The following is an 18,849-nucleotide window of genomic DNA, read 5'->3' on the forward strand; positions in this document are numbered from 1 at the left end:
ACCCTATCCAGCCGGAAGGCATGGCGAAGGGCCCCGTCCGAAGACCGGACGGGGCCCTTTGCGGGTGGCGTGGCGACGCCGCAGCGATCAGTGGTGGCCGTGGCCGCTCGTGATCTCCCTGTACTCCTCGGCGGTCGGCTTGGGGATCTGGGACTCCTCGCCGAAGTACGCCTCGCTGAGCTTGGCGCGCAGCTTCTCGGAGCCCTTCACCTTGCGCTCGACGCCGTTCTCGTCGACCGTGGGGCCGATCTCGACCGGCTTGTACTGCTCGTGCGCCGTGAGGGTGTGCAGGGCCTCCTGGCTGAGCGGCTCGTGGACCTCGATGTACTCACCGTGCGGCAGGCGCTTGATGGTGCCGGTCTCGCGACCGTGCAGGATCTTGTCCTTGTCGCGGCGCTGGAGGCCCATGCAGATCCGCTTGGTGACGATGAAGGCCAGGACCGGTCCGGCGAAGAAGCCGATCCGGACGAACCAGGTGACCGCGTTGATCGACAGATGGAAGTGGGTGGCGATGATGTCGTTGCCACCACCGACCAGCATGATCATGTAGCCGGTGACCCAGGCGACGCCGAAGGCCGTCCGGGTCGGGGCGTTGCGCGGCCGGTCCAGGATGTGGTGCTCGCGCTTGTCCCCGGTGATCCAGGACTCGATGAACGGGTAGAGCGCGATCACGCCGAGGAACAGGCCGAAGAGCACCAGCGGGATGAACACGCCCAGGACGAGCGTGTGACCCCAGAGGTTGATCTCCCAGCCCGGCATGGCGCGGATCAGACCCTCGGCGAAGCCCATGTACCAGTCGGGCTGGGCGCCCGTGGACACCTGGTCCGGACGGTAGGGACCCATCGCCCAGATCGGGTTGATGGACGCGATGCCGGCGAGGGCCGCGATGCCGCCGAAGACCAGGAAGAAGAAGCCTCCGGCCTTGGCCATGTAGACCGGCAGCAGCGGCATGCCGACGACGTTCTTGTTGGTGCGTCCGGCACCCGCGAACTGCGTGTGCTTGTGGTAGAAGACCAGGATCAGGTGGCCGACCACGAGACCGAGCATGATGCCCGGCAGCAGCAGGATGTGGATCGAGTAGAACCGGGCCACGAAGTCGTGGCCGGGGAACTCGCCGCCGAACAGGAACATCGAGATGTACGTGCCGACGATCGGCACGGACAGGATCGCGCCCTGGGTGAAGCGGACACCGGTGCCGGAGAGCAGGTCGTCCGGGAGCGAGTAGCCGGTGAAACCGGTGAACATGCCGAGGACGAACAGCAGGAAGCCGAACAGCCAGTTGACCTCACGCGGCTTGCGGAACGCGCCGGTGAAGAAGACGCGCATCATGTGCACGAACATGCCGGCCAGGAAGATGACCGCCGCCCAGTGGTGGATCTGCCGGATGAGCAGACCACCGCGGACGTCGAAGGAGATGTGCAGCGTGGAGCTGAACGCCTCCGACATCAGCTGACCCTGCAGCGGGACGTAGCTGCCGTGGTACTCCACCTCGTTCATCGACGGGTGGAAGAACAGCGTCAGGTACACACCCGTGAGGATGATGATGATGAAGCTGTAGAGGCAGATCTCACCCAGCATGAAGGACCAGTGGTCCGGGAAGATCTTGCGCATGTTGGCCTTGGCCAGGGAGTAGATCCCGAGCCGGCCGTCCGCCCAGTCGGCGACGCGCTCGCCGGCCGGTGCCTTCCCGCGCGAGCGGGGTGCAGTGTTCTCGTTCGTACTCATCCGCGCTCCCAGAAAGCAGGACCGACGGGCTCTTCGAAGTCGCCGAGCGCCTCGAGGTAGCCCTCGTCGTTCACGCCGATGCGCAGCTGCGGCAGGGCGTGCCCGGCGGGGCCGAAGATCACTCGGGCACCGTCGGAGAGGTCGAAGGTGGACTGGTGGCAGGGGCACAGCACGTGGTGCGTCTGCTGCTCGTACAGGGAGATCGGGCAACCGACGTGGGTGCAGATCTTCGAGTACGCGACGATGCCCTCGTGCGACCACTCGAGCTCGCGCTTGTCCTTGATGTTGTCCGGCTGGATGCGGACGATCATCAGGGCCGACTTGGCGATCTCGTTCTGGAAATCCTCGTCGTGCTCCTCCAGGCCCTCGGGCTTGACGAAGGTGAGCGAACCGACGGCCACGTCCGAGGGACGCAGCGGCTCGTTCGTGTTCATGTTGACGAGCAGCTTGCCCTTGGCCCACAGCGTGTGGCGCAGCTTGTCCTCGGGCAGCGGCCCCAGGTCGCGCAGCAGGACGACGCCGGAGAGCGGCACCAGCGTGAGCGCGCCGAGCAGGGTGGTGCGAATCAGCTTGCGACGGCCGATCGCCGACTCCTTGGCACCCTCCCGGAAGTCCGCGAAGACCTTCTCGCGGACCTCGGGGGACGCCTGGATCGCGTGACGGTCGTCGGCGACCTCCACGTCGGACATCAGGGTGCGGGCCCAGTGGACCGCGCCCGCGCCGATGCAGAACAGCGCCGCGCCGAGCGTCAGGCCCAGCGCGAAGTTCAGCGCGCTGATGTGCCCGATCGGGAAGACGAAGATCGACTTGTCGGCCGGGATCGCGACGTACGAGGCGATGAAGCCGATCGTGGCCAGCATCGACACCGTGAACAGGAAGGCGACGGCACGCTCGGACCGCTTCGCGGCACGCTCGTCGATGTCCTGGATGCGGTGCTCGTGGGGCGGCAGGCCCGGGTCGGCGAACGGGTGCTTCTCGTCCACGACCCCTACGCCGCCCTGGGCGTTGTCCTGCTCAGTGGGCAGGTTCTCTTCTGGAATGTCTTGGCTACTCATGACTTCTTGGCCTTTGCGGTCCGGGCGGCAACCCACACGGCGACGGCGATCAGCCCGCCGAGACCGAAGATCCAGCCGAACAGACCCTCACTGACCGGCCCGAGGCCGCCCAGCTCGAGACCGCCGGGGCTCTCCGTCTCTTCGCCGTTGACCGCGTTCAGGTACGCGATGATGTCCTTCTTGTTCTGCTCCGACAGCGTGGTGTCGGGGAACGAGGGCATGTTCTGCGGGCCGGTCTGCATGGCCTCGTAGATGTGCTTCGGATCCACGCCCTCGATCGTCGGCGCGAACTTGCCCTTGGTCAGGGCGCCGCCCTTGCCGGTGAAGTTGTGGCACTGCGCGCAGTTGGTGCGGAAGAGCTCGCCGCCCTTGGCGATGTCCGCGCCCTCCGGGCCGTACTCGGTCTTGGTCGGGACGGAGGGGCCCGCGCCCAGCGACGAGATGTACGCCGCGAGCTGGTCGATCTCGGCCTGCGAGTAGACGACCTTCTTCTTCGGGACCTGGGCGCCCTGGGAGGTCGCCGCCGGCATTCGACCGGTGCCGACCTGGAAGTCGACCGCCGCGGCGCCGACGCCGACCAGGCTCGGACCGTCGGACGAGCCCTGACCGCCGGTGCCGTGGCAACTGGCGCAGCCGACGGCATAGAGCTTCTTGCCCTCGTCGATGGCTAGGGACTGGGCTGTGTCATCGGCCGTCGCCTTGCTCGCGGGCGCGAACGCGGTGTACAGCCACCCAGTGCATACCAGCGCCAGGAGTAGGACGACGAGCGCCGCCAGCGGATGGCGTCGTCGTGCGGAGAGCTTTTTCACGGATTACCCCGGTGTCAGGATCTTCTGCGTCGATGCTTCGGGAATGTGCGCGTGACCGCGCTTGGGAACGGGCCCTGTTACTTGATCATGTAGATCGTGGCGAAGAGGCCGATCCAGACGACATCGACGAAGTGCCAGTAGTAGGACACGACGATCGCAGCGGTCGCCTGCTCGTGGGTGAACCTCTTGGCCGCGTACGTACGCCCGAGGACCAGCAGGAAGGCGATGAGACCGCCCGTCACGTGCAGGCCGTGGAAGCCGGTGGTCAGGTAGAAGGCCGAGCCGTACGGATCGGAGGAGAGCGAGAGCCCGTCCTTCTTCACCAGCTCGGTGTACTCGTAGATCTGACCGCCGACGAAGATCGCGCCCATGATGAAGGTGACGATGAACCAGCCCCGGAGCTTCTTCACATCACCGCGCTCCGCGGCGAAGACGCCGAGCTGGCAGGTGAGGGAGGAAAGCACCAGGATCGTGGTGTTCGTGGCCGAGAACGGGAAGTTCAGGGCCCCGGCCATTTCCTTCCAGTGATCGGGTCCCGTCACCGATCGCAGGGTGAAGTACATCGCGAAGAGGGCCGCGAAGAACATCAGCTCGGAACTCAACCAGATGATGGTTCCGACGCTGGTGAGGTTCGGCCGGTTGACCGACGGGTGCGCGTGCCCGGTTTCTACTGTCGTTGCTGTCGCCACGACCGACATTATGTCGGTCGCTTATCTAGCCCTCACCCCGGGGGGTCCCGTTCGGAGTGTCCGTACCGTGTGTACTGCCCGTATGGCCCATCGAAGCACTGCGCCGACAGGTGTTGACGCGGTGTTCAAGGGGGTAGCATCCGCCGCATCGGTCCCGTCCGTACGACGCTGACGTCTCGGAGGAACAATGCAGCCGACCGCCACGGTGCTGGTCTACAGCGACAACTCCAACACCCGCGAACAGGTGCGGCTGGCGACGGGGCGCAGGCCCGCTCCGGACGTACCCGTGGTGGAGTTCCTGGAGTGCGCCACGCCCGCAGCCGTGGTCCGGGAGCTGGACAGGGGCGGGATCGACGTCTGTGTGCTGGACGGCGAGGCCGTGCCCATGGGGGGCATGGGCGTCTGCCGCCAGATCAAGGACGAGGTCTTCAACTGCCCGCCGGTGCTGCTGCTGATCGCGCGCCCGCAGGACGCGTGGCTGGCCACCTGGAGCCGTGCGGACGCCGCTGTGACGCTTCCGGTGGACCCGGTGGAGTTCGCGGCCGCCCTGGCCTCCCTGCTGCGCCGGAAGAGGCTGGCGAGCGCCTGAGGCGGGCTCTGGGGGCTTCGGCTCGTCCCCGGGGCCCTCAGACGCTCTGGGGCCGCAGCCGGGCCCGGTCCGCCGGGTCCGAGGCGTCCGGCTTGCCGGCCACCAGGGCGCTTCCGGTGCGCCAGTTCTCCCAGGCCAGGTTCCAGTCGCCGAAGCCGTTGCCGAACGGCTCCATCGACTGACCCGCGCTGTTGACCACCTGGACGAGGTCGCCCTCGCGGATGTTCTCGAAGAACCACTGGGCGTTGTCGGTGCTCATGCCGGTGCAGCCGTGGCTGACGTTGGCGGAGCCCTGGGAGCCCACGGACCAGGGGGCGGCGTGGACGTACTCACCGCTCCAGGTGACCCGGGTCGCGTAGTAGACGGGCAGGTCGTACGAGTCCGAGGAGCCCTCGGAGATGCCGACGGTGGCGCTGCGCATACGTACGAAGTACTCCTTGCCGAGGACGACCTTGACACCGTTACGGGTGTCGAAGCCGGGTTTGCCGGTGGTGACCGGGATCTGCTTGATCTCCTCGCCGTCCTTGTAGACGGTCATGGAGTGCGCCGCGGCGTCCGTGACGGCGATGACGCTGTCGCCGGTGGTGATCTTCAGTGACTTGGCCTTGCCGCCCCACAGCCGGTCGCCGATCTTTATGTTCTCCAGGTTGCTGCGCACCTGGATCGTGGCGTTGGCGGGCCAGTACTCCTTGGGGCGGTAGTGGAGCTTCTTGTCGTCCACCCAGTGCCAGGCGCCCTGTGCCGCGGGCTTCGAGGTGACCTTCAGGGCGCGTTCGACGACGGCGCGCTGGGCGGCGTCCTTGACGGGCTTGTTCAGCTCGGCCGTGATGGGCTGGCCGACGCCGTACGTGCCGGTCTTGGGGCCGAAGGTGACGTCCAGGGTCTTCTTGGTGGTGGGCTTGCCGGTGTGGAAGGTGAGGACGCGGCGGCCGGGGGCGCCGTCCTCGTCCTCCGTGCTCACGCGCACCGTGTAGTGGGCGTCGGCGGCGAGCGGCTCGGTGCTGTGCCAACGGGCGCCGTCGGCGGAGAGTTCGCCCGCCACGTAGCGGCCCGTGGCATCTATGGCTGTGACGTCCGTGATGCGCCCGTCGGAGCCCTCGGAGGTGACCTCCAGGGGTTTGTCCGGGTCCGCCTTCTTCCCTTCGCCTGAGGGCGCGTTGAAGGCGATCTGGTCCGACGCGTCGTACGGCGTGGCCGACAGCGGGTTGCCGTCACTGCTGCATCCGGGGACCGCCGTGGTGAGGGCGACCGCCAGGAGGGTGCAGCCGACGGCGGTGCGGGAGCGAGGTGTGTGGCTCATGGTTCGACGCTAGGAACGTTCGTCAACGGCGGCGCGCCGGGTAACCCATACGAGGGATCACTATTGCGGCAAACGCAGGAGCCCGGACCCTCCTCACGGAGTGTCCGGGCTCCCGAAGCGCTCGGCGCGTGCTACTGGGTGCGGCTCTCACCGCGGTAGTACTCGAAGACCCAGCCCCAGATGCCGATCAGGATGATCGGGGCGGCGAAGTACAGCAGCCACCAGCCGACCGCGACACCGAGGAAGGCGGCCGCGCCGCCGATGCCCAGCGACAGCGGCTGCCAGCTGTGCGGGCTGAAGAAGCCCAGCTCGCCGGCGTCGTCCGCGACGTCCGCCTCCTTGTTGTCCTGCGCACCCGTGTCGACCCGCCGGGCCGTGAAGCCCAGGTAGAAGCCGATCATGATGGACAGACCGAAGGCCAGGAAGAGGGCCGTCGTACCGGCAGGCTCCTTCGACCAGACGCCATAGACGATCGCCATGACGAGGATGAAGACGGCGAGCCAGATGAACATCTTGCCCTGGATCTTCACTTGCCGGCCTCCTTGCCGCCCGCGATGGCGCTCGCACCGTGACCGCTGTGCTCCAGCTGCTCGAGCGCGGCGATCTCAGGGTGGTGCAGGTCGAACGCCGGGGATTCGCTGCGGATCCTCGGCAGGGTGAGGAAGTTGTGCCGCGGCGGCGGGCAGGCGGTCGCCCACTCGAGCGAACGGCCGTAGCCCCACGGGTCGTCGACGCCGACCGGCTTGCCGTACTTGGCCGTCTTCCACACGTTGTAGAAGAACGGCAGGATCGACAGACCGAGGACGAACGAGCTGATCGTCGAGATCGTGTTCAGGGCGGTGAAGCCGTCCTGCGCCAGGTAGTCGGCGTAACGACGCGGCATGCCCTCGGCACCCAGCCAGTGCTGGACCAGGAAGGTCCCGTGGAAGCCGATGAACAGCGTCCAGAAGGTGATCTTGCCGAGGCGCTCGTCGAGCATCTTGCCGGTCATCTTCGGCCACCAGAAGTGGAAGCCGGCGAACATCGCGAAGACGACGGTTCCGAAGACGACGTAGTGGAAGTGCGCCACCACGAAGTACGAGTCGGAGACGTGGAAGTCCATCGGCGGCGAGGCGAGGATGACGCCGGTCAGACCACCGAAGGTGAAGGTGATCAGGAAGCCGGTGGCCCAGAGCATCGGTGTCTCGAAGGACAGCGAGCCCTTCCACATCGTGCCGATCCAGTTGAAGAACTTCACGCCGGTCGGTACGGCGATGAGGAACGTCATGAAGGAGAAGAACGGCAGCAGCACACCGCCGGTGACGTACATGTGGTGCGCCCACACCGTCACGGACAGGCCGGCGATCGAGATCGTCGCGGCGATCAGGCCCATGTAGCCGAACATCGGCTTGCGGGAGAAGACCGGAATGATCTCACTGATGATGCCGAAGAACGGTAGCGCGATGATGTACACCTCTGGATGGCCGAAGAACCAGAAGAGGTGTTGCCATAGCAAGGCTCCGCCGTTGGCCGCGTCGAAGATGTGGGCACCGAACTTGCGGTCCGCCTCCAGGGCGAACAGCGCGGCCGCGAGGACCGGGAAGGCCAGCAGCACCAGGACGGCGGTCAGCAGCACGTTCCACACGAAGATCGGCATGCGGAACATGGTCATGCCCGGTGCGCGCATGCAGATGATCGTGGTGATGAAGTTGACCGAGCCGAGGATGGTGCCGAAGCCGGAGAAGGCCAGACCCATGATCCACAGGTCGGCGCCGATGCCCGGCGAGCGGACCGCGTCCGACAGCGGGGAGTAGGCGAACCAGCCGAAGTCGGCAGCGCCCTGCGGGGTGAGGAAGCCACCGACGGCGATGAGCGAGCCGAACAGGTAGAGCCAGTAGGCGAACATGTTCAGCCGCGGGAAGGCGACGTCGGGCGCGCCGATCTGCAGCGGCATGATCCAGTTGGTGAAGCCGGCGAACAGCGGCGTCGCGAACATCAGCAGCATGATCGTGCCGTGCATCGTGAACGCCTGGTTGAACTGCTCGTTCGACATGATCTGCAGACCCGGACGGGCCAGCTCGGCGCGCATGAAGAGCGCCATCACGCCGCCGATCACGAAGAACGCGAACGACGTGACGAGGTAGAGCGTGCCGATCGTCTTGTGGTCCGTGGTCGTCAGCCACTTGACGACGACTTCACCGCGGCGTTGGCGCCGGACCGGCAGCTCGTCCTGGTAGTGGGACCCTGCTGCCGCGGCACCCTGGGGTTCGTTGAGGATGCTCACAGGTTGTTCGTCTCCCGGTTCTTCTCGTGGCTCGTCTGCTCGATGCCCGCGGGAACGTAACCGGTCTGCCCCTTCTTGGCGAGGTCCTTGAGGTGCTGCTCGTAGCGCTCGGGGGAGACGACCTTCACGTTGAACAGCATCCGGGAGTGGTCGACGCCGCAGAGCTCGGCGCACTTGCCCAGGAAGGTGCCCTGCTTGTTCGGGGTCACCTGGAAGGCATTGGTGTGGCCCGGGATGACGTCCATCTTCATCAGGAACGGCACCACCCAGAAGGAGTGGATGACGTCACGCGAGGTGAGGACGAAGCGGACCGTCTTGCCCTCGGGGAGCCAGAGGGTCGGGCCGGGGTTGTGGGTCTGCGGGTTCCGCTCACCGGGGGTGCCGCAGGTGTAGACACCGCCCGCGTCGGCCGGGAAGTCCTTCTTGTACCGGTCCGGAATCGCGGCCAGGTTCTTGTCGGTCTTCGCGTCACCGGTGGAACCGTCGACGTTCTCGATGTAGTTGAAGCACCAGCTCCACTGGAAGCCGACCACGTTGACCGTGACGTCGGGCTTCTTTTCGAGGCTCAGGAGCTTCGACTCGTCGCGGGCCGTGAAGTAGAACAGCACCGAGACGATGATGATCGGAACGACCGTGTAGAGGGCCTCGATCGGCATGTTGTACCGAGTCTGCGGAGGAACCTCGACCTTGGTGCGGCTTCGCCGGTGGAAGATCGCACTCCACAGGATCAAGCCCCACACCAGCACGCCGACGGCGAGCGCGGCAGCCCAGGATCCTTGCCACAGGGAGAGGATCCGCGGAGCCTCTTCCGTGGTGGGGGTGGGCATACCAAGGCGGGGGAAGTCCTCGTATGTGCAACCGGTAGCGGTCGCCAGGACCAGGCCCGCGGTCAGTGCCTGCAGCAGCTTCCGCCGCATCGGGCGCCGCGGCGAGCGGTCGGAGCCGTTGGGACTCACGTAGCGCCTTCCCGAGAGTCTCGCCCGCGCGTATTGGCTGCGGCCTGCCTTCTCGCTGGTCGGTCGCCGCCCTGCGTCGGGCAGGGGTTTGGATGTTTATGCGGACCAAACCCTAGCCGACGCCCTCCGGGGGTTCGCGGGGAGGGGGGCATACGCGTGGCCGGTCACTCTGACGGGGTGAGAAGGGGCGCCCAATAGCCCGGAGGTGCGGCGCCCAATAGCTCGGAGGTGCGGACTGTGTGGCGAGTTGCAGTGGTTCATGGTTGCTCGCGCGGTTCCCCGCGCCCCTTGAGGGCGCTTAGCGTTGCTGTGTGTCCTACTTCGATGCTGCTTCTTCTGCTCCTCTTCATCCCGTTGCCCGGCAGGCTCTTCAGGCTTCGCTCGACGAGGGGTGGGCCGATCCGGCGCGGTTGTACCGGGAGGGGCGGCGGGCGCGGATGCTGCTTGACGCCGCGCGGGAGGCCGCTGCCGAGGCGGTGGGGTGCCGGGCGGACGAGCTGGTGTTCACGTCCTCGGGGACGCGGGCTGTGCACTCCGGGATCGCTGGGGTGTTGGCGGGGCGGCGGCGCGTGGGACGCCACCTGATCGTGTCAGCGGTCGAACACTCTTCGGTGCTGCATTCGGCGGAGGTGTTCGAGGCGGACGGCGGAGCGGTGACGCGGGTGCCGGTGCTGCGGACGGGGGCGGCGACCGTGGAGGCGTACCGGGAGGCGCTTGCGCCGGACACGGCTCTGGCGTGCCTTCAGTCGGCCAACCACGAGGTGGGGACGGAGCAGCCGGTGGCGGAGGTGGCCGCCGTGTGCCGGGAGGCGGGGGTGCCGTTGCTGGTGGACGCGGCGCAGTCGCTGGGGTGGGGGCCGGTGGCGGGTGAGTGGTCGGTGTTGACGGGGAGCGCCCACAAATGGGGCGGTCCGTCGGGTGTGGGGCTGCTCGTCGTGCGCAAGGGTGTCCGGTTCGCGGCCCAAGGGCCGGTGGACGAGCGGGAGTCGGGGCGGGCCGCCGGGTTCGAGAACATCCCGGCGATCGTGGCCGCGGCGGCCTCGCTGCGGGCCCTGCGTGCGGAGGCCGCCGCCGAGGCGGTACGGCTGCGTGAGCTGACGGACCGGATCCGGGCACGGGTGCCGGAGCTCGTCCCGGACGTCGAGGTGGTCGGCGACCCGGTGCGCCGACTGCCCGGCGTCGTGACTTTCTCCTGTCTCTACGTCGACGGGGAGACCCTGCTGCACGAGTTGGACCGGGCGGGCTTCTCCGTCTCGTCCGGGTCGTCCTGCACGAGCAGCACTCTGACGCCGAGCCATGTGCTGCGGGCGATGGGGGTGCTGAGCGAGGGGAACGTACGGGTGTCGCTGCCGCCGGGAACGCCCGCGGAGGACGTCGAGCGGTTCCTCTCGGTCCTCCCGGAGACGGTGACGACGGTGCGGGAGAAGCTCGGCGCGCCGACGTCGGCCACGGTCGTGCGGGAGGACTTGCTCGTCGTGGACGCGCTGGGCAAGCGCTGCCCGATCCCGGTGATCGAGCTGGCGAAGGTCATCGGCGATGTGCCGGTGGGGGCCACGGTACGGGTCCTGTCCGACGACGAGGCGGCCCGGCTCGACATCCCCGCGTGGTGCGAGATGCGGGGACAGGAGTACGTGGGTGAGGAACCGGCGGACCAGGGCTCGGCCTACGTGGTCCGCCGGGTCTCCTGACCGACTAGGCCAGGTGCGTGCGGACCTCGGAGGCGGCGTCGTCGCCGTAGGCCTTGGTGAAGCGGTCCATGAAGTGGCCGCGGCGCAGCTGGTACTCCTGGGTGCCGACCGTCTCGATGACGAGAGTGGCCAGCATGCAGCCGACCTGGGCGGCGCGCTCCAGGGAGACGCCCCAGGCCAGACCGGAGAGGAAGCCGGCGCGGAAGGCGTCGCCGACGCCGGTGGGGTCGGCCTTGCGCTCCTCGTCGGGGACGCCGACCTCGATCGGGTCCTCGCCGACCTGCTCGATGCGGACGCCGCGCGAGCCGAGGGTGGTCACCCGATGACCGACGCGGGCGAGGATCTCCTCGTCCGTCCAGCCCGTCTTGGACTCGATGAGGCCCTTCTCGTACTCGTTGGAGAAGAGATACGTCGCCCCGTCCAGCAGTATGCGGATCTCCTCGCCGTTCATCCGGGCGATCTGCTGGGAGAAGTCGGCGGCGAACGCGATGGAGCGGGAGCGGCACTCCTCGGTGTGGCGGAGCATGGCCTCCGGGTCGTCCGCGCCGATGAGGACCAGGTCGAGACCGCCGACGCGGTCCGCGACGGTCTTCAGCTCGATGAGGCGGGCCTCGCTCATCGCGCCCGTGTAGAACGAGCCGATCTGGTTGTGGTCGGAGTCGGTGGTGCAGACGAAGCGGGCGGTGTGCAGCGTCTCGGAGATGCGGACCGACTCGGTGTCGACGCCGTGCCGGTCCAGCCAGGCGCGGTACTCGTCGAAGTCGGAGCCCGCGGCTCCCACCAGGATCGGCCGTGTGCCCAGTTGGCCCATGCCGAAGGCGATGTTCGCGCCCACTCCACCCCGGCGTACGTCGAGCTGGTCGACCAGGAACGACAGCGAGACCGTGTGCAGCTGGTCCGCGACGAACTGGTCGGCGAAGCGGCCGGGGAAGGTCATGAGGTGGTCGGTGGCGATGGAGCCGGTGACTGCGATGCGCACGGCGTGGACTCTCCTGCGGGGAGACGGATTGACAGTTCACGCTACCGGGTCCGCGCCAGGCTCTGAAGCAGGCAAAACTACCCGATAGTAGATCTTTCTTCGCACGCTTCCGTGTGCATACGGTGCCGTCATGATGAACCTTACGGTCCATGCCCCCGCCCCGGCCGACATCGAGGTCGACCTGGCGTCGCTGCTCGGTGACTGCGCCCGGATGGTGCCGCACTGGACGGCTCCCGACCGGATCGTGTCCGCTCCGGTCTCCCCCTCACTCATCCATGGTGTGACCGTGCCGCCGTCGTCGGCACGGCTGCTGGACGCGATGGCGGACTACGGGGACTGAACCGACCCCTTCGAGGGCACGGGCGCTTGGTGAGGGAACCGTGCGCTCCCCCGCTGCGTCCCATCGCTGTCCCCCGTAAAGAGGATGCGGGATACGACAGCAGTGCAGCCGAAGGAGCGATGCGGTGAACACCGAGCGACCCGAGAACGACGACTCCACGGGCGCCTCCGGCCTGGTTCCGGAGGATGCCCGGGAGGAGAAGGGGGCTGTCGGCTCGGGAGAGGGCAAGGTCGAGGCCGGGGCGGAGACCGAGGCAGGCGCCGAGGCGGTTTCCGGGGCTGAGAAGACCGACGCGGCCGCCGAGACCGAGGACGCCTCCGGGGCAGAGGAATCCGACGCCGCCCCCACGGCCGAGGACCCCCCTGAGCAGACCGGTGCCGCCCCCGAGGCCGAAGAGGCCCAGGACGCCTCCGAAGCCGAGGAAGCGGCTGCCGCACCCGCCGCCGCAGAGGCCGAGGACGCACCCGGCACCGAAGAGGTCGGGGACGCGGCCGCCGCCGCAGAGGCCAAGGACGCACCCGGCGCCGAAGAAGACGTCGCCGCTGCCGCCGCTGCCGAGGCCACCGCCGCCGCGCCCGGCGCCGAGAAAGCTGTTGCCGCCGCCGCTGCCGCCGCGCCCGGTGACGAGCCCGCCGTCGGTCCGAGCGAGTCCGACGCGCCCTCCGTCACCCACGGCGAACACCCCGCAGACCTGCACGCCCGTCGTCGCTCCCCCGCGATCATCGCCTCCGTCGCCGCCGCTGTGCTGCTCGTCGGGGGCGGTGGGGCGTATCTCGCGGCGAACGCGTCCAGTGGGTCCGGAGGCCGTACGGAGTCGGGGGCGCCCGGCGGGGACGGCACTCCGCCGACGCTCGCGCTGGACGGCTACTCGGAGACGAGCCCGAGCGGTGGCAGCAACGGCATCGCGCCGGGTGAGCCCAACCCGTACGGCCAGACGTACAAGGCGGACGGCAAGCTCCCGGACGGCCCTGACTCCGCGCCCGTGTACTGGGCGAAGGGCGAGGTCACCAAGGACCAGGTGGCGGATCTCGCCGAGGCGCTCGGTGTCGACGGGACGCCGGTGGCCGAGGGTGAGGTCTGGAAGGTCGGTCCGGGGAAGGCCGGCGAGGGACCGAGTCTGCAGGTGGACCGGCAGGCGCCGGGCGCCTGGACGTTCACGCGGTACGCGCCGGGCACGGACAACTGCAAGGGCGGCGCCGCCGTCTGCACGCACGATCCCGTGTCCCCGGCCGCCGACCCGGTGAGCGTGGAGGCCGCGAAGAAGGCGGCCGCGCCGATCCTCAAGGCGCTGGGCCAGGACGACGCGAAGGTGGACGCGAGCCAGGTCATGGGCGCCCAGCGGGTCGTCAACGCCGATCCCCTGGTCGACGAACTGCCCACCTACGGCTGGACGACCGGGCTGACCGTCGGCGTACAGGGTGAGGTCGTCGGCGGCAGCGGCCAGCTGGACGCGCCGGTGAAGGGGGACACGTATCCGGTGCTGGGCGCGCAGCAGACGCTCGACCTGCTGAACACGGCGCCGGGGGGCGACCACCGCATGGGCATCGGCGGCTGCGCCAGCCCCGTACCGCTGAAGGACCGGCTGGAGGCCCCGTGCGGGTCGTCGGCCGACGCTCCGGCGACGGAGTCGGGATCGGAGTCGGCCACGGTCACGGACGCGGTGTTCGGGCTGGCGTCGCACACCGCGCGAGGGCAGCAGACGCTGGTGCCGTCGTGGCTGTTCGAGGTACGCACGCCGGGGACGGACGACGTCTCCACGATGACGTATCCGGCGGTCGACCCGAAGTACCTGACCTCGACCATCACGAGTGAGCCGTCCGGGCAGCCCAGCCCGCGGCCGAGCGGCCCCGGCGACGACGCGACGGCGGCGCCGCGTGACGTCCAGGTGGACGGTTACACGGCCGAGGGCAGGGAGCTGACCGTGAGCTTCACCGGCGGGGTGTGCTCGGACTACAAGACGACGGCGAAGGAGAGCGGGGACGAGGTGACCGTCACCGTGACCGAGACGCCGCACCGGGACAAGGTCTGCATCATGATCGCCAAGGTCTTCCACCAGACCGTGCAGCTGGACGCGCCGCTCGGCGACCGGAAGGTGGTCGGGACGGACGGCAAGGCGGTCCCGCTGGAGAAGCCCGGGGCGCGGCTGCCGGAGACGTCGGCGCGGTAGTCCCTGAAACACGACCGAAGGCGGCGGCCCCTCGAAAGGGGCCGCCGCCTTCGCGTGGGGCCGGCCGGAGCGGTCGGGCTCAGTTGAAGGAGTCGCCGCAGGCGCAGGAGCCCGTCGCGTTCGGGTTGTCGATCGTGAAGCCCTGCTTCTCGATGGTGTCCACGAAGTCGATGGAGGCGCCGCCCAGGTACGGGGCGCTCATCCGGTCGGTGACGACCTTGACGCCACCGAAGTCCTTGACCACGTCGCCGTCGAGGGAACGCTCGTCGAAGAAGAGCTGGTAACGCAGGCCGGAGCAACCGCCGGGCTGAACGGCGACGCGCAGCGCCAGATCCTCACGGCCTTCCTGGTCGAGCAGGGCCTTGACCTTCGCCGCTGCGGCGTCGGACAGGATGATGCCGTCGTCGGTGACGGTGCTGGTCTCGTCCGATACGGACATCTACATCTCTCCCGGGTTGTACGGACTGCTTGCCGACGGTTGCAACCGTCGGGGCCGCGGATTCATTCCGGGCCGAGGACTTGTCTTCCCCTTTTTGCCCTTTCATGCTCGCACACGCGCGGGGGAGTCAAAAGTGCCGTCGGGATTCATGTCACATCGACGCTATGGGCATCGTCAACGTGACGTGAAGCGGTTATGATAGATAACGTCAATTCGACGAAAAGTAGAAAGGGTGCGTGTCGTGACCACCGCCCCCACCCAGGAGCTCGACGTACAGCCGACGCCCCTCGCCCTGCTGCTTCTCGGCCGTGAGGCCGACCCGAAGAGCGAGCGGGGTGTGGAGTGCCCCGGCGACCTCCCCTCCCCGTCCGACCCGGACCTGGTCGAGCGCGCCCGCGCGGCCAAGGAGAAGCTCGGGGACAAGGTCTTCGTGCTCGGCCACCACTACCAGCGCGACGAGGTCATCCAGTTCGCCGACGTGACGGGTGACTCCTTCAAGCTGGCCCGGGACGCGGCCGCACGGCCGGAGGCCGAGTACATCGTCTTCTGCGGTGTGCACTTCATGGCGGAGTCCGCCGACATCCTGACCGGCGACGACCAGAAGGTCGTCCTGCCCGACCTGGCCGCCGGCTGCTCCATGGCCGACATGGCGACGGCCGAGCAGGTCGCCGAGTGCTGGGACGTGCTGACCGAGGCCGGCACAGCCGAGCAGGTCGTGCCCGTGTCGTACATGAACTCGTCCGCGGACATCAAGGCGTTCACGGGCAAGCACGGCGGCACGATCTGCACGTCGTCGAACGCCAAGCGGGCCCTGGAGTGGGCCTTCGAGCAGGGCGAGAAGGTCCTGTTCCTGCCCGACCAGCACCTCGGCCGCAACACCGCCGTGCGGGACATGGGCATGTCCCTGGAGGACTGTGTCCTCTACAACCCGCACAAGCCGAACGGCGGACTCACGGCGGACGAGCTGCGCAACGCGAAGATGATCCTGTGGCGGGGTCACTGCTCGGTGCACGGCCGCTTCAGCCTGGACTCCGTGCGGGACGTGCGCGAGCGCATCCCGGGCGTGAACGTCCTGGTCCACCCGGAGTGCAAGCACGAGGTGGTCGCCGCCGCGGACTACGTCGGTTCGACGGAGTACATCATCAAGGCGCTGGAGGCGGCCCCGGCCGGCTCCAAGTGGGCCATCGGCACGGAGCTGAACCTGGTCCGCCGCCTGGCGAACCGTTTCGCTCCCGAGGGCAAGGAGATCGTCTTCCTCGACAAGACCGTCTGCTTCTGCTCCACGATGAACCGCATCGACCTGCCCCACCTGGTCTGGACCCTGGAGTCCCTGGCCGAGGGCAACCTCGTCAACCGCATCCAGGTCGACCAGGAGACCGAGGCGTTCGCGAAGCTGGCGCTGGAGCGGATGCTGGCGCTGCCGTAGCCCCGGCTTTCCCCCTCCCTCACCCCGAGACTGTCCTGCGCTCGGGGTGAGCGGGGTCGAGGCTGAAGACCGTGCCGTCGGGGGCCAGCACCACCAGGGCGCCCTCGTCGAGGAAGACCTTCGACGCGAAGGGGACGCCTACGACCTGGTCGGCCCGCGGGGAGGACTCCCACAGCAGGGTGCCCTCGCGGGCGTCGAGGGCGGCGGCGCGCCCGCTCGGGCTGGACACGTACACCGTGCGCCCCTGTCCGTCGGCGACCGGAGCGCCGGGCTGCTGCAGGGTCGTCGAGGTCCGCCACAGCAGCTTGCCCGTCTCGGGCGAGACAGCGGCCAGCCGACCGCTGGAGGAGGCGAACAGCAGCACGCCGTGGACCAGGGCCGCCTCACCGCGCGGGCTGCCCGAAAGCTTCTTCTTCCGCACGGTCCCGGTGTCCGGGTCGATCAGCAGGACGGTGGTGTACTCCGTCTCCGCGGCGCTCATGGATTCCCGGTCGGCGTACTCCACGAAGACCAGGTCGCCGTCGAAGGTGCCGAGGATGTGACCGTCGACGTCCGGGATTCCCACACGCCGCGTCGAGCCGTCGGCCGGGTCGATGGCGACGAGCACGTTGTCGGTGGACTTCTCCCCCGTGTCGGTGCATGCGGCGTAGGGGCGGCCCTCGACCTCGTGGAACTCGCAGCCGTAGCCGGACGGGAGGGTCGCACTCCAGCGTGCCGTGCCGTCGCGCGGCGACCGGGCGGTGACTCGGTTGCCGTCCGGGGTCAGGAGCAGATCGCCGACCACGGCCGCATCCAAGGTGTCCGACTCCTCCGTGCGCGACCACAGCCGCTTGCCGTTGTCGGCGTCGAGGGCGACGACACCGGCCGTGTCGTCGCCACGCTCGTCGTCCGTGACCGCTTGGCTGTACAGCAGCACACCGTCGAGCACGCCGAGAATCCGGCTGCCGTAGGTCTCCAGCTCCACCCCCGAGAGCTGCGGGTCCGAACGCCAGGCGATCCTGCCCGTCCGGCCTTCCACGCGGACCGGGAGGGTGCCGCCTCCCCCGCAGTAGAGGGAGCCCTCGCCCATGGCGCAGGACAGCCCACCGTAGGACGCCCCGCCGGGTCCGCCGCCCAGCGCCTTCTTCACACCGCTCGCGGCGGTCCCGTACACCGTCGTCCGCCAGGGTTGCCAGCCCTCGGGCAGCGTGCCCCACCGGGCGGACTCGGACGTCGACGCGCTCCGGCTGTCCGACAGTCCCGGTCCGAGGAGCAGGTAGGCCGTCAGGCCGAGGACGAGCGCGCCGACCGTGCCGGTCGTGGCCAGCAGGGAGCGGCGGGTACGGCCGGGGCGAGTGGCGGGTGGCGGGTCGGCCACGGCCCCGAGGCGGGAGGCGGTCGCATCCGGCTCGTCCGACGCGTCCGGGCGCAGCGTCACGGTCGGCAGTTCGCCCGCGGCCGGTTCGGGCAGAGCGGCCGCGAAGTCCTGTGCCAGCTCGTCGAGTCCGGGCCGCTCAGCGGCCTCCTTCGCCAGGCAGCGCTCCAGGATCTCCCGCAGCGGCTGCCCCACACCGTCCAGCACGGGTTCGTCGTGGACCACCCGGTAGGCCGTCAGATAGGGGCTGTCGGCGTCGAAGGGGCCTCGGCCCGTCGTGGCGAACACCAGTAGCGCGCCGAGCGAGAAGACGTCCGAGGCGGGGCCGACGGAGCGGGCGTCGGTGAACTGCTCCGGGGACATGAAGGGCGGGGTGCCGATCATCTGGCCGGTCTCGGTCAGGGTGTTGTTCTCCGCCGCGCGGGAGATGCCGAAGTCGATGACGCGGGGGCCGTCCTCGGCCATCAGGACGTTCGCCGGTTTCAGGTCCCGGTGCACCACCCCGGCCCGGTGGATGTCCCGCAGCGCCTCCACCAGGCCCAGCGCGAGGCGGCGCAGTTCGGGGCCCTTCAGCGGGCCGCGGTCGCGCAGCTGCTGGGCGAGGGAGCGCCCGGGCACGTACTGCGTGGCCATCCAGGGCCGCGCGGCCTCCGGGTCGGCGTCGATCACCGGCGCGGTGAAGGCGCCGCTCACCTTGCGGACGGCTTCGATCTCCTGCCGGAACCGGGTGCGGAAGACGGCGTCCTCCGCGTACTGGGCGTGCACCACCTTGACGGCGACGTCCCGTCCCGACCGCGATCTGGCCCGGTAGACGACTCCCATGCCCCCGGCTCCCAGCCGGTCGACCAGCTTGTACCCGCCGAGCGACCTCGGATCGTCCCTGTGCAACGGCACGGCCCGAACCCCCTTCCCCCGTGAAGCAGTTCGAGGCCACAGGATACGTAACGCACGGCGGGGGGGGGGGGGGGGGGGGGGGGGGGGGGGGGGGGGGGGGGGGGGGGGGGGGGGGGGGGGGGCGGGGGGCGCGCCCCCCCCCGCCGCCCCCCCCCCCCGGGGCGCGCCGAGCGCGC

Annotated in this window: 16 protein-coding genes; 5 read left to right on the forward strand and 11 right to left on the reverse strand. The window is 69.0% G+C overall.

What is annotated here, in order from left to right; translation table 11 throughout:
- Nucleotides 1-87: 87 nt before the first annotated feature.
- The 4 genes from ACFYWX_RS45915 to ACFYWX_RS45930 form a co-directional block, all read right to left on the reverse strand.
- Nucleotides 88-1,725, reverse strand: a complete 1,638-nt coding sequence (locus tag ACFYWX_RS45915; RefSeq protein ID WP_389431467.1) for a cytochrome bc complex cytochrome b subunit — start codon at nucleotides 1,723-1,725, stop codon at nucleotides 88-90.
- Complete coding sequence (locus ACFYWX_RS45920) at nucleotides 1,722-2,780, reverse strand: Rieske 2Fe-2S domain-containing protein (protein ID WP_389431469.1); 1,059 nt, start codon at nucleotides 2,778-2,780, stop codon at nucleotides 1,722-1,724. The genes ACFYWX_RS45915 and ACFYWX_RS45920 overlap by 4 nt, the downstream gene beginning before the upstream one ends.
- Nucleotides 2,777-3,589 (reverse strand): c-type cytochrome, encoded by an 813-nt coding sequence (locus ACFYWX_RS45925; protein WP_389431471.1) that lies wholly within the window; start codon nucleotides 3,587-3,589, stop codon nucleotides 2,777-2,779. The genes ACFYWX_RS45920 and ACFYWX_RS45925 overlap by 4 nt, the downstream gene beginning before the upstream one ends.
- A gap of 77 nt (nucleotides 3,590-3,666) precedes the next feature.
- The gene (locus ACFYWX_RS45930; protein ID WP_389431473.1) at nucleotides 3,667-4,287 is read right to left on the reverse strand and encodes a heme-copper oxidase subunit III; all 621 of its coding nucleotides are present in this window, start codon (nucleotides 4,285-4,287) and stop codon (nucleotides 3,667-3,669) included.
- Between the two features lie 178 nt (nucleotides 4,288-4,465).
- Here ACFYWX_RS45930 and ACFYWX_RS45935 point away from each other — a divergent pair, with 178 nt between their 5' ends.
- Nucleotides 4,466-4,867, forward strand: a complete 402-nt coding sequence (locus ACFYWX_RS45935; protein WP_389431475.1) for a hypothetical protein — start codon at nucleotides 4,466-4,468, stop codon at nucleotides 4,865-4,867.
- A 37-nt stretch (nucleotides 4,868-4,904) separates the two neighbouring features.
- On the opposite strand, the gene ACFYWX_RS45940 is transcribed toward ACFYWX_RS45935, so the two are convergent.
- From ACFYWX_RS45940 to coxB, 4 genes are all read right to left on the reverse strand, one after another.
- Nucleotides 4,905-6,167, reverse strand: coding sequence for an Ig-like domain-containing protein (locus ACFYWX_RS45940; RefSeq protein WP_389431477.1), 1,263 nt, complete (start codon nucleotides 6,165-6,167; stop codon nucleotides 4,905-4,907).
- 131 nt (nucleotides 6,168-6,298) lie between these two features.
- Nucleotides 6,299-6,697 carry a cytochrome c oxidase subunit 4 gene (locus tag ACFYWX_RS45945; protein ID WP_389431479.1) on the reverse strand — a complete coding sequence of 133 codons (399 nt, stop codon included), beginning with the start codon at nucleotides 6,695-6,697 and terminating at the stop codon, nucleotides 6,299-6,301.
- Nucleotides 6,694-8,430, reverse strand: coding sequence for a cytochrome c oxidase subunit I (gene ctaD, locus ACFYWX_RS45950; RefSeq protein ID WP_389431481.1), 1,737 nt, complete (start codon nucleotides 8,428-8,430; stop codon nucleotides 6,694-6,696). The genes ACFYWX_RS45945 and ctaD overlap by 4 nt, the downstream gene beginning before the upstream one ends.
- Entirely contained in the window at nucleotides 8,427-9,386 is a 960-nt protein-coding gene (gene coxB / locus ACFYWX_RS45955; RefSeq protein WP_389431483.1) for a cytochrome c oxidase subunit II, read from the reverse strand. The genes ctaD and coxB overlap by 4 nt, the downstream gene beginning before the upstream one ends.
- A gap of 311 nt (nucleotides 9,387-9,697) precedes the next feature.
- Between coxB and ACFYWX_RS45960 the strand changes: the two genes are divergently transcribed.
- The gene (locus ACFYWX_RS45960; protein ID WP_389431485.1) at nucleotides 9,698-11,074 is read left to right on the forward strand and encodes a cysteine desulfurase/sulfurtransferase TusA family protein; all 1,377 of its coding nucleotides are present in this window, start codon (nucleotides 9,698-9,700) and stop codon (nucleotides 11,072-11,074) included.
- A gap of 4 nt (nucleotides 11,075-11,078) precedes the next feature.
- Here the strand turns inward: ACFYWX_RS45960 and ACFYWX_RS45965 are convergent, their stop codons facing one another.
- Complete coding sequence (locus ACFYWX_RS45965) at nucleotides 11,079-12,053, reverse strand: carbohydrate kinase family protein (protein ID WP_389431487.1); 975 nt, start codon at nucleotides 12,051-12,053, stop codon at nucleotides 11,079-11,081.
- A gap of 130 nt (nucleotides 12,054-12,183) precedes the next feature.
- Between ACFYWX_RS45965 and ACFYWX_RS45970 the strand changes: the two genes are divergently transcribed.
- Both ACFYWX_RS45970 and ACFYWX_RS45975 read left to right on the forward strand, forming a co-directional pair.
- Nucleotides 12,184-12,393, forward strand: a complete 210-nt coding sequence (locus ACFYWX_RS45970; protein ID WP_389431488.1) for a hypothetical protein — start codon at nucleotides 12,184-12,186, stop codon at nucleotides 12,391-12,393.
- Between the two features lie 124 nt (nucleotides 12,394-12,517).
- The gene (locus tag ACFYWX_RS45975) at nucleotides 12,518-14,560 is read left to right on the forward strand and encodes a hypothetical protein (RefSeq protein WP_389431490.1); all 2,043 of its coding nucleotides are present in this window, start codon (nucleotides 12,518-12,520) and stop codon (nucleotides 14,558-14,560) included.
- Nucleotides 14,561-14,639: 79 nt separating this feature from the next.
- On the opposite strand, the gene ACFYWX_RS45980 is transcribed toward ACFYWX_RS45975, so the two are convergent.
- Nucleotides 14,640-14,999: an iron-sulfur cluster assembly accessory protein gene (locus tag ACFYWX_RS45980; RefSeq protein WP_389431491.1), complete on the reverse strand. Its 360-nt coding sequence runs from the start codon at nucleotides 14,997-14,999 to the stop codon at nucleotides 14,640-14,642.
- Between the two features lie 241 nt (nucleotides 15,000-15,240).
- Between ACFYWX_RS45980 and nadA the strand changes: the two genes are divergently transcribed.
- Nucleotides 15,241-16,425, forward strand: a complete 1,185-nt coding sequence (gene nadA / locus ACFYWX_RS45985; protein ID WP_389431492.1) for a quinolinate synthase NadA — start codon at nucleotides 15,241-15,243, stop codon at nucleotides 16,423-16,425.
- A gap of 19 nt (nucleotides 16,426-16,444) precedes the next feature.
- On the opposite strand, the gene ACFYWX_RS45990 is transcribed toward nadA, so the two are convergent.
- The gene (locus ACFYWX_RS45990) at nucleotides 16,445-18,673 is read right to left on the reverse strand and encodes a PQQ-binding-like beta-propeller repeat protein (RefSeq protein ID WP_389431493.1); all 2,229 of its coding nucleotides are present in this window, start codon (nucleotides 18,671-18,673) and stop codon (nucleotides 16,445-16,447) included.
- Between the last annotated feature and the right edge of the window lie 176 nt (nucleotides 18,674-18,849).

The sequence above is a fragment of the Streptomyces sp. NPDC002888 genome (assembly GCF_042888465.1).
Taxonomy (GTDB): Bacteria; Actinomycetota; Actinomycetes; order Streptomycetales; family Streptomycetaceae; genus Streptomyces.

Bases quoted from the DNA above. Each gene is read 5' to 3' on its own strand.
- ACFYWX_RS45980 (WP_389431491.1), bottom strand. From the start codon at position 14,999: ATGTCCGTATCGGACGAGACCAGCACCGTCACCGACGACGGCATCATC.
- ACFYWX_RS45915 (WP_389431467.1), bottom strand. From the start codon at position 1,725: ATGAGTACGAACGAGAACACTGCACCCCGCTCGCGCGGGAAGGCACCG.
- ACFYWX_RS45920 (WP_389431469.1), bottom strand. From the start codon at position 2,780: ATGAGTAGCCAAGACATTCCAGAAGAGAACCTGCCCACTGAGCAGGAC.
- ACFYWX_RS45930 (WP_389431473.1), bottom strand. From the start codon at position 4,287: ATGTCGGTCGTGGCGACAGCAACGACAGTAGAAACCGGGCACGCGCAC.
- ACFYWX_RS45970 (WP_389431488.1), top strand. From the start codon at position 12,184: ATGATGAACCTTACGGTCCATGCCCCCGCCCCGGCCGACATCGAGGTC.
- ACFYWX_RS45940 (WP_389431477.1), bottom strand. From the start codon at position 6,167: ATGAGCCACACACCTCGCTCCCGCACCGCCGTCGGCTGCACCCTCCTG.
- ACFYWX_RS45935 (WP_389431475.1), top strand. From the start codon at position 4,466: ATGCAGCCGACCGCCACGGTGCTGGTCTACAGCGACAACTCCAACACC.